Source organism: Acrocarpospora sp. B8E8, from assembly GCF_039871605.1.
Taxonomy (GTDB): domain Bacteria; phylum Actinomycetota; class Actinomycetes; order Streptosporangiales; family Streptosporangiaceae; genus Acrocarpospora; species Acrocarpospora macrocephala.
The window spans coordinates 114,431-123,818 of sequence record NZ_JBDPLV010000030.1 but is presented as its reverse complement, the minus strand read 5'-3'; the positions used below and the strand labels follow the sequence as shown (position 1 = coordinate 123,818).

Below are 9,388 nucleotides of genomic sequence, written 5' to 3'. Positions count from 1 at the left end.
ACGAGCGCTCCAACCGGGGCCGCGTCACTCCCGCCGCCCCGGCCAACAGCCCTCCACCCGCTTCGGCGCAAGAGCGCTACGGCTGGGATCGTGTCCACACCGCCCACCCCCACGAACGGGTTCCTCCCGCTTCGGCCCGAGGTGACGAGCGCTCCAACCGGGGCCGCGTCACTCCCGCCGCCCCGGCCAACAGCCCTCCACCCGCTTCGGCGCAAGAGCGCTACGGCTGGGATCGTGTCCACACCGCCCACCCCCACGAACGGGTTCCTCCTGATTCGGCGCGAGGTCATGAGCTCTCCAGCAGGGATCGCATGAGGCGGGCGGTTTCGCTGGGGGTCTTGCCGACGCGGACGCCGACCTTCTCCAGGGCTTCCTTCTTGGCCTGGGCGGTTCCGGCCGAGCCGGAGACGATCGCGCCCGCGTGGCCCATGGTCTTGCCCTCCGGGGCGGTGAAGCCCGCCACGTAGGCCACGACCGGCTTGGAGACGTGCTGCTCGATGTAGGCGGCGGCGCGTTCCTCGGCGTCGCCGCCGATCTCACCGATCATCACGATGGCATCGGTCCCCGGGTCCTCCTGGAAGGCCTGGAGCGCGTCGATGTGGGTGGTCCCGATCACCGGGTCCCCCCCGATGCCCACGGCGGTGGAGAAGCCGAAGTCACGCAGCTCGTACATGAGCTGGTAGGTCAGCGTGCCGGACTTGGAGACCAGGCCGATGCGGCCGGGCGTGGTGATGTCGGCCGGGATGATCCCGGCGTTCGAGAAGCCCGGGGTGATGAGCCCGGGACAGTTCGGGCCGATGATCCTGGTCCGGCCGGAAGCGCGGGCCTGGGCGAGGAAGGTCAGCGTGTCATGCACGGGCACGCCCTCGGTGATGACCACGCAGAGCCCGATGCCCGCGTCGACCGCCTCAAGCACCGCGCCCTTGGCGAACCTGGGCGGTACGAAGACCACCGAGACGTCCGCGCCCGTCGCCTCCATCGCCTCGCCCACGCCGGAGAACACCGGAATGCCCTGATGGGTGGAGCCGCCCTTGCCCGGGGTGACCCCGGCCACCACGGTGGTTCCGGCGGCCACCATGCGGCTCGTGTGCCGGGTTCCCTCGGCGCCGGTCATGCCCTGAACGAGCACTCTGCTGTCTTTGGTCAGGAAGATCGCCATCTTTACCGCTCCTCACGCAGCCGAACGGGCCAGCCGGGCCGCCTCTTCGGCGGCGCCGTCCATGGTCGGGACCTGCCGGACGGAGGGATGCGCGGCCCGGCTCAGAATCAGCCGGCCGGCCTCCGCGTTGTTGCCGTCCAGCCGGACGACGATCGGGTGCCCGTGGCCGCGCTCCCCCAGCGAGTCCAGCGCCGCGACGATCCCGTCCGCGACCGCGTCACAGGCGGTGATCCCGCCGAACACGTTGACCAGGACCGACTTCACGTCCGGGTCGGACAGGATGATCCCCAGCCCATCGGCCATGATCTGGGCGGACGCCCCGCCGCCGATGTCCAGGAAGTTCGCGGGCCGGGCACCCGCCTGGGCGACGACGTCGAGCGTGCTCATGACCAGCCCGGCGCCGTTTCCGATCACTCCAACCTCGCCGTCGAGCTTCACGTAGTTGAGCCCTTTGGCCTTGGCCCGGCTCTCGAGGTCGTCACCCTGGCCGGGATCGGCATCCCCGGCCGGATGGCGGAAGGAGGCGTTCTCGTCGAGGGTGACCTTGCCGTCAAGGGCGATCACGCGACCGTCGGCCGTGCGGGCCAGGGGGTTGACCTCGACGAGAACCGCGTCCTCCTCGACCATGACCCGCCAGAGCCGGACCAGGACATCGGCGATTTCCGCGCGGATCTCCTCCGGCAGCCCGGCCCGCTCGGCGATCAGCCGCGCCGTCTGCTGATCGACCCCGGTCAGCGGGTCGATCGGCAGCCGCACCAAGGCTTCCGGGCTGCTGGCCGCGACCTCCTCGATGTCCATGCCGCCCTGGGAGGAGGCCATTGCGAGGAACGCGCCGTTGGCACGGTCGACGAGGAAAGCCGCGTAATACTCCTCCACGAGCACGGTGGCCGGCTCGACCAGCACACTGTGGGCGATATGCCCCTTAATGTCCATCCCGAGAATCGTGCGCGCCTCCTCTTCGGCCGTAGCCGGGCCCGGCGCGACCTTGATGCCGCCCGCCTTGCCCCGCCCCCCGACCTTGACCTGCGCCTTCACGACCACCGGCATCGCCAGCTCCGTGGCGATGGCACCGGCCTCCGCCGGCGTGGTCGCCACCGCACCCCCGGGGATCGGGACTCCGTGCCGGGCGAACAGCTCCTTCGCCTGATGCTCGTACAGATCCATAGAGCCCTCCTCAACCGGTTCCTGTAGACGGTATACCGTATGGCATGTGCCTCGTCCAGCCCTGGACAGGGAACTGGTACCTGGGATATCCCATACAGTATGCAGAATGCAATCGAGGTCCGCGACTGGCGGGGCAGGACCTACCTCGTCGGCCCCTCCGCCACCGAACTGCTCCGCCGTCCCCGCACGTGGATGTTGTGGTCGGCCTGCGCGGCCATGGCGGCCATCGCCCCCATGCAGTACGGCTACGCCGCCATCTCCCCGCAACTCGCCGCGGCCCAGGGGTTACCCTTGGCGAGCACGCTCATCCCGCTCGCCGTCTGGCTGGCCTGCCAGGCGATCACCGCCCTCGCCACCGCGATCCTGCTGTCCCGCGGCCGGCTCCAAGCCCGCTCCGCGCTCCGCCTCGGCGCGCTCCTGTCCGGCGCGGCCCTGCTCACCGTCGCCGCCGTCGGCCACCCCCCGGCCCTCTCCGGCCTGCCCGTGCCCACCGCCCTCATCGTCGGATACGGCCTGCTCGGCGGCATCGGAGCGGGTTTGGTGTACGGCGCCTGCATCCAGACGGTCGCCCGGTGGTACCCGGATCGCCCGGCCATCAGGGTCAGCGTCGTGACCGGCGCTTTCGCGTACGGGACGATTCCGCTGGCCGTGGCCGTCGGCCTCGACCATGACCTGCTCGGCCCGGCGTTCCTGGTGGCGGCGGGGGTGGCCGTGATCGTCGTCACGGCGGCGGCCTCGCTGCTGCGCACGCCGCCGTCGTTGTGGTGGCCGCCGGAGGTCGATCCGCGCGCCTGGGCGCTGGACCGATCGGTCCTCCACCGGCAGCCCCGGGCGGCGCGGCAGTTCTCGCTCGGCGAAGCGGCCCGAACCCGGTGCCTGGCCGTGCTGGCGTTGATCCTGGTGATCGCGGGGGCGATCGGGATCTTCAACGTGATCGCCATGGCGATCACCCTGGACGCCGTGGGCCCGATCATGGCCGCGTTCATCGCCCTGATGTTGCTGCTGAACGGTTCGGGACGGTCCGGCGCGGTCCTGCTCGCGGAAAGGTTCGGCCGACCCCGGGTCCTGTCGTTGGTGCTGCTGTCACTGGGCGCGGGACAGGCACTGCTCGCCCTGGCCGGACTAGCCACGCGGACCGAAGCCCAACTCGAAGCCGAACTCGGGGCTCAGTTCGGAACTCAGGCCGGAGCCCAGATCGAAGCCCAGGCCGGAGTCCAAGATGCGATCCAAACCGGAGTCGCGGATGCGGTCCAAACCGGCATCCCACATGCTGCCCAAGCTGGCATCCCGCATGCGGTCCAAGCCGGCGTCGCGGATGCGGTCCAAACCGGCGTCCCGCATGCGGTCCAAGCCGGCGTCGCGGATGCGGTCCAAGCCGGCGTCCAGGCCGCGATCCAGATCGAGGGTGCCGGAGTCCATGCGGGAGTCCATGCGGGAGTCCATGCCGCAGTCCGGGCCGGAGCTGAGATGGGAGCAGCGGGTGCCGGGCTCGGTGCGGGGCTGCTGGCCCTGGCGGGGGTGATCCTCGCCGGGATCGGAGGCGGGGCGTGTTATCCGCTGATCGCGTCATTGGTCCGGGAATATTTCGGCGATGAACGCATGTCGGGCATTCATGGTGTGGTCTACTCCGCCAAGGCCGTCGCGGGATCCGCTGGGGTGGGTCTCGCGATCTGGGGATCGATGGACATCGTGGCGGCGTTCCTCGCCGCGGCCGCTCTGTCGATCGTCGCGGTGGGGCTCTGCGGGCTGTTACGCAGGCCCGGATTGCCCGCGACCCTCCCCATCAGAGTGCTGTGATCGATCTCACCTCAGGCCTCACCTTAGGCCGTAGTAACAAGAATGTATGCTGTAGGCAGTCGACGACAAACATTTAGACGTCAGACTTTCGGCGAAAATGCCGTCCATTCTGGAGTTGAGAACGAATGCTCGCGAACCAGGGAGCCACTGCGAAGATCGCCCGGCCCACGACGCTCAGGGAAAGTGTGTTCGAAGCGATTCTTGAGCTGATCATCGTCGGGAATCTGGAACCCGGCCAGCATCTGGTCGAGAACGAGCTGGCCGACATCCTCGGGGTCTCGCGCCAGCCCGTGCGCGAGGCGCTCCAGCTGCTCAGCGGGGAAGGGTGGGTGGATCTGCGTCCGGGCCACGGCGCGTTCGTGCACGCGCCGACCGTCGCGGAGGCCGACCAGCTGCTGGCCGTGCGCACCCTGCTGGAGACCGAGTCCGCCCGCCTGGCCGCGCGTAACTCGGACGAGCCGGGAGTGGCACACCTGCGCATGTTGTGCGCCCGTGGCCTGGCCGCGTTCGAAGCCGACGATGTGGACGGCTCGGTCGCCGCCAACTCCGACCTGCACGCCGCGGTGACCTCGCTGTCCGGCAACCAGGTCCTCGCCGAGCTGACCTCGCAGGTCGCCCGGCGGGTGCGGTGGTATCACACGCCGGTCGCCCGGCAGCGTGGACGGGCGTCCTGGGACGAGCACACCGCGCTGATCGACGCGATCGCGGACGGTGACGAGGACCAGGCCGCCGAGATCATGCGCCGGCACACCGAACACACCCGGCATTCCTACCTGGAGCAGCGGGCCAGCCAGGGCGAGGAAAGCGTGTCCGCACCGGTCCGGCGTCGCCGGACGCGTGCCGCCGCCACAAGTTGACACGCCTTTCATCGGCCGCCCGTTTCCCTGAAACACGCCGGGTGGAGGATGGAACGGAAAGGAGGTGACCTCCATGAAGGCGTTTCTGCACCGGCTCCGCAATCTCCGCGACAGACCCGACAGCGGCACTGCCGACGGTGGCCCATTTGGCCTGGGCCTGGCGACCGCGATGCGCAACTACTACTCCGCCCACGACGCCGATCAGCATCTGCGCCGCTGGGCTACCGAACACCCCACCACCACTCCCGCCGATCGCTCCGGCGACCACCACCCACGCTAATCCGAGCACCATCAAGCGAGCACCATCAAGCAAACCCATCAACCGACCAGCTAGAACCAAGCACCACAACCAAGCACCCACAACCGACCACACAGAACCGAGCACCCAAATCCAGACACCAGATCTAAGCACCCAGATCTGACCACCAGGGGCAGAGCCGGACCAATGCCCGCCGCGGCCTCCGCGAGCGTCCCCCACCGGCTCCCCCAAGCGAATCCCTCCAGGACCCCGGATCCGTCAGTAGCCCAGCACAGGGCACCCGGCCGCCAAGGGACTTCGACTCCAAGACCAGCCGGGCCTCACCGTCAATCGACGTGGAGGTCCAACAGAACGAGCAGTTCACCGACTTGCTCTCCGCTATCCGGCGCCGATCACGCCGGTGACGGTTCTCACCACACCGGCGCCAAGAATGGCGACGGCATCCTGTTGGAATTCTTAGCACTCCTGGAACTCCACCGAGGCGCTGCTTGGAATTCTTGGCGCTCCAGGAACACCGCCGAAGCGCTGCTTGGCAAGCTTGGCGCTCTAGGAACACCGCCGAGGCGCTGCTGCGGGCCACTCTGATTCGCTGGTGACCTCTTGGCGTTCCAGGAGATCTTGGCGTAGCGACCCTTCGCGTTCCCGGAAGCGCCTTTTGGGAACGCGACCGCGGTATCCGCGAAGCTATTGAAGGGCGACCTTGGCGACCCGCCAAGTCCCCTGGAAAGGCGAAATTGGCGCCTGTGAAGCTTGGAAGGCGACCTTTGGAAAGGCGACCTTTGGAAAGGCGACCTTGGCACCTGTGAAACTTGGAAAGGCGACCTTGGCGGCTCACCAAGCTTGATCCCTTGACTTGGAAGGCAACCATGACACCCCGGAGGGCGCTTTGGGAAAGGCTAGGCGATACCGGTTTGTGAGATGGGGGTCTTTTGTGTGGGCTTTGTTGAATGACTGGATTGTGAAGCGGAAAGGGTTGGCGGGCGGTCCGGGGAGGGCCGCCCGCCTGGGTGGGTGGGTGCGGGTTCAGGAGAGTGGGTGGGTGCGGATTGAGGAGAGTGGGTGGGTGCGGATTGAGGAGAGTGGGTGGGTGGAGGGTTTCAGGAGAGTTTGGCTGGGGTTACGGCGCCGGCCTGCTCTCCGCCCTGGGGGGTTAGTTGTCGACTTCCGCGGGTTCGCGTTGGATCTGAGCGGCCGCGCGGCGGGTGTCGGAGCGGGATTTGATGAGGCTGGCGATCGTGGTCAGGACCAGGGTGCCGATGATGACGCCCAGGGAGACCAGGATCGGGACTTCGGGCGCCCAGGAGACGCCGTCGTGGTGCAGGGCTTCCAGGATGAGCTTGACGCCGATGAAGGCGAGCACGATCGACAGGCCCTTGCTGAGGTAGATCAGGCGGTCCAGCAGGCCACCGATCAGGAAGAACAGCTGGCGCAGGCCCATCAGCGCGAACACGTTGGCCGTGAACACCAGATACGGCTCCCGGGTCAATCCGAAGATCGCCGGAATCGAGTCCAGGGCGAACAGCAGGTCCGTCGTCCCGATGGCCACCATGACGATGAGCATCGGCGTGACCAGCCGGCGGCCGGCGACCTGAACGGTGAGTCTCGCCCCGTGGTAGACGTCGGTGGCGGGCAGCACCCGCCGTACCGCACGGATCGCGATGTTCTCCGAGAACTCGGCTTCCTCCTCCTCATGTCCGATGAGCTTCCACGCCGTATAGACCAGGAACGCGCCGAACACATAGAACAACCAGTCGAACCTGGCCACGGCCTCGGCTCCGGCCGCGATGAACAGACCGCGCATCAGCAGCGCGATCACGATGCCGACCAGCAGCACCTTCTGCCGGTACTGCCGGGGCACCGAGAACCGGCTCATGATCAGAAGAAAGACGAACAGATTGTCCATGCTGAGCGAATACTCAGTGATCCATCCGGCGAAGAACTCGCCGCCTCGGGCGGGTCCGGCCACGAGCAGCAACCCGCCGCCGAACGCCGCCGCGAGCGCCACGTAGAAGAGCACCCACCACGTGCATTCGCGAAAGGACGGCTCGCGCGGGTTGCGCGCGACCAGATAGAAGTCGAAGGCCAGTACCAGGGCGAAGACGCCGATCGTGGTGAGCCACACCCAGATGGGCAGGTTCATCGAGCTCCTTTCTTCGTCTTGGCCCGCCGCCGGTCACGGGCGCGCGACAACGTTTCGGCGTGCTCGACATACCGCCGCAGCAGCAGGGCCGCCTCGGGGTTGTGGTCGGTCAAGCGCATCAGCCACTGCGGCATGAAGCGCTCGTGCAGCCAGAGGAACCCGATGGCGAAGCCGAGGCTGACCATGGCCTGGTAGGCGAGGAAGCCGCCCAGACCGCCGGACAGGAACACCTCCCCGTGCAGGACGAGACCCGCGGCCGTCTCCTGGAACAGCCGGGACAGCGGGAAGGCGATGAGCCAGAAGACCCCGGCCGGGGCGAAGACGCCGGGCCGGAACAGGCCGCTGACCCTGCCGCCGAGGAGGCGGGGGCCGAGCAGCGTGCCGTACGCCCCGCCGAACAGGCCGAGCGGCAGGGCCAGGGCGAGCGCCGAGACGGCGGCCCAGCCGGTGGACTGCCCCGCGAGGAGGGTCAGCCCACCGGCCATGGCGCCGGCGACGACTCCGATCGACAGCCCCGGGATCGCGAGCTCCGCGTAGTGTCGTCCGAATGATCGTCCAGGCGCCATGTCAGCCCACTACCACGCCGAACGCGAACAGGCTGTAGAGCAGCATGCCGAGATAGAACACCGCGCCGAAGCCGATGATCACGTTCGTCCAGATCTTGGGCCGGATGGGTTTGGGCAGCATCCGGTTGTTCACCAGCAGGAGTGTGACGCAGTAGGCGCCCATCGCGAACGTTGACAGGAACGCCAGCGTGTCGAGGATGCCACTGGGCCCGTCCGCGGGACCGAACAGCAGGATGAGGATGCCGAAGGCGATGACGCCCCACAGGAACGCGGCGTAGAGGTGCGACATGCGCAGCCGCTTGGCGCCGCGGACGAAGTGGTAGGTCATGTCGGCCTGACCGCGCGAGAACGAGTCGAACAGGCCGAGGGTGGCGTTCAGCCCGATCAGCGCGATGAAGCCGAGGAAGACCCCGCCCAGGATGGAGCTGCCCGCCGAGGCGAAGGAGTCGGCCATCGCGGTGAGCGCGGCTCCCCGCTCACCGTTCTCGATCACGTCCTTGACCCCGGGGGTGTTCCTGGCCGCGGCCTGGGCGATCACGGTGAACGAGATCGTCACCAGCATCGTGATGCCCCAGAAGAGCAGCAGCGCGTCAAAGGTGACCCAGCGCCGCCAGCCCCTCCACTTGCGCATCTCCTCCGGGTTCTCGGTGTCGAACATGAAGCCGCGCGACGGCATGGCCTCCTCTTCGCCGGCGTGCCGGAGGCCGCGGATCTGCGGGATGTGCGCGCCCATGCCGGCGCCGGAGTCGCGCAGATGCAGCGTGTACCACATCTGCTGCATGCCCGAGGGACCGGCGAAGGCGATGGAGCCCACGATGACGGGGAACCAGGCCGCCGACATGGCTTCCGACGGCAGGTAGCCGAAGGAGAACATGCCGGTGATGGTGTTCACCACGTCACTCCAGGTGCCGACCATGGCCGCCACGACCGCGGTGCTCACCACGAGCGTGCCGATCAGGACCGACAGCACGCTCTCCAGGAAGCTGTAGATCACTTTGGCCAGGCTGAAAACAACTCCGACCAGGAGTAATCCGACCACGGCCGTGACCGTCCATGGAATTCCTGTTATCTCTTCGAACGCCGCCGCGCCCGCCGACAGGTGGCCTGGCCAGATGTAGACCAGGATGGCGGCGACGAAGAAGAACCACATCAGTGGCTTGAAGACCCGGGCGGCGCCGAAGAAGATGCTCTCTCCGGTGGCCATCGCGTACCGCGCCATCTCCAGCATGACGACGGCCTGGAGGGTGACGCCGATCAGGAACAGCCATCTGATCTCCGGCCCGAAGAGCAGGACCAGCCGGGGCCACATGTAGGACTCGCCCATGCCCACGCCGAGCGCGACGAGGAACACGGTGGGCCCGAGGATGTGCACCGACGGGGGCGCGTCGGGCAGCGTGCGGATGGGCATCGGCTCCAGTTTGCCCGCCCGCCATACTCGTTCTTCTT

8 protein-coding genes are annotated in these 9,388 nt (G+C 67.9%); 3 read left to right on the top strand and 5 right to left on the bottom strand.

Translation table 11 applies throughout. The features are described from left to right. Positions 1-286: 286 nt before the first annotated feature. On the bottom strand, positions 287-1,159 hold the full coding sequence (gene sucD / locus ABGB08_RS27495; protein WP_347595274.1) for a succinate--CoA ligase subunit alpha: 873 nt from the start codon (positions 1,157-1,159) through the stop codon (positions 287-289). Between the two features lie 12 nt (positions 1,160-1,171). After that, on the bottom strand, positions 1,172-2,323 hold the full coding sequence (gene sucC, locus ABGB08_RS27490) for an ADP-forming succinate--CoA ligase subunit beta (RefSeq protein ID WP_347595271.1): 1,152 nt from the start codon (positions 2,321-2,323) through the stop codon (positions 1,172-1,174). Between the two features lie 99 nt (positions 2,324-2,422). Here sucC and ABGB08_RS27485 point away from each other — a divergent pair, with 99 nt between their 5' ends. From ABGB08_RS27485 to ABGB08_RS27475, 3 genes are all read left to right on the top strand, one after another. Further along, a complete protein-coding gene (locus ABGB08_RS27485; RefSeq protein ID WP_347595268.1) occupies positions 2,423-4,120 on the top strand; it encodes a hypothetical protein in 1,698 nt (565 codons plus the stop codon). A 125-nt stretch (positions 4,121-4,245) separates the two neighbouring features. Further along, entirely contained in the window at positions 4,246-4,977 is a 732-nt protein-coding gene (locus tag ABGB08_RS27480) for a GntR family transcriptional regulator (protein ID WP_347595265.1), read from the top strand. A gap of 73 nt (positions 4,978-5,050) precedes the next feature. Beyond that, entirely contained in the window at positions 5,051-5,257 is a 207-nt protein-coding gene (locus ABGB08_RS27475; protein WP_347595263.1) for a hypothetical protein, read from the top strand. Positions 5,258-6,386: 1,129 nt separating this feature from the next. Here ABGB08_RS27475 and ABGB08_RS27470 read toward each other — a convergent pair. From ABGB08_RS27470 to ABGB08_RS27460, 3 genes are read right to left on the bottom strand one after another with little or no spacing between them, the layout of a single operon-like run. Then, positions 6,387-7,376: a TerC family protein gene (locus ABGB08_RS27470; RefSeq protein WP_347595261.1), complete on the bottom strand. Its 990-nt coding sequence runs from the start codon at positions 7,374-7,376 to the stop codon at positions 6,387-6,389. After that, a complete protein-coding gene (locus tag ABGB08_RS27465) occupies positions 7,373-7,942 on the bottom strand; it encodes a hypothetical protein (RefSeq protein WP_155352572.1) in 570 nt (189 codons plus the stop codon). The genes ABGB08_RS27470 and ABGB08_RS27465 overlap by 4 nt, the downstream gene beginning before the upstream one ends. 1 nt (position 7,943) lies before the next feature. After that, the gene (locus ABGB08_RS27460) at positions 7,944-9,350 is read right to left on the bottom strand and encodes an Nramp family divalent metal transporter (protein ID WP_155352573.1); all 1,407 of its coding nucleotides are present in this window, start codon (positions 9,348-9,350) and stop codon (positions 7,944-7,946) included. Positions 9,351-9,388 lie beyond the last annotated feature (38 nt).

Bases quoted from the DNA above. Each gene is read 5' to 3' on its own strand.
- sucD (WP_347595274.1), bottom strand. From the start codon at position 1,159: ATGGCGATCTTCCTGACCAAAGACAGCAGAGTGCTCGTTCAGGGCATG.
- sucC (WP_347595271.1), bottom strand. From the start codon at position 2,323: ATGGATCTGTACGAGCATCAGGCGAAGGAGCTGTTCGCCCGGCACGGA.
- ABGB08_RS27485 (WP_347595268.1), top strand. From the start codon at position 2,423: ATGCAGAATGCAATCGAGGTCCGCGACTGGCGGGGCAGGACCTACCTC.
- ABGB08_RS27480 (WP_347595265.1), top strand. From the start codon at position 4,246: ATGCTCGCGAACCAGGGAGCCACTGCGAAGATCGCCCGGCCCACGACG.
- ABGB08_RS27475 (WP_347595263.1), top strand. From the start codon at position 5,051: ATGAAGGCGTTTCTGCACCGGCTCCGCAATCTCCGCGACAGACCCGAC.
- ABGB08_RS27470 (WP_347595261.1), bottom strand. From the start codon at position 7,376: ATGAACCTGCCCATCTGGGTGTGGCTCACCACGATCGGCGTCTTCGCC.
- ABGB08_RS27465 (WP_155352572.1), bottom strand. From the start codon at position 7,942: ATGGCGCCTGGACGATCATTCGGACGACACTACGCGGAGCTCGCGATC.
- ABGB08_RS27460 (WP_155352573.1), bottom strand. From the start codon at position 9,350: ATGCCCATCCGCACGCTGCCCGACGCGCCCCCGTCGGTGCACATCCTC.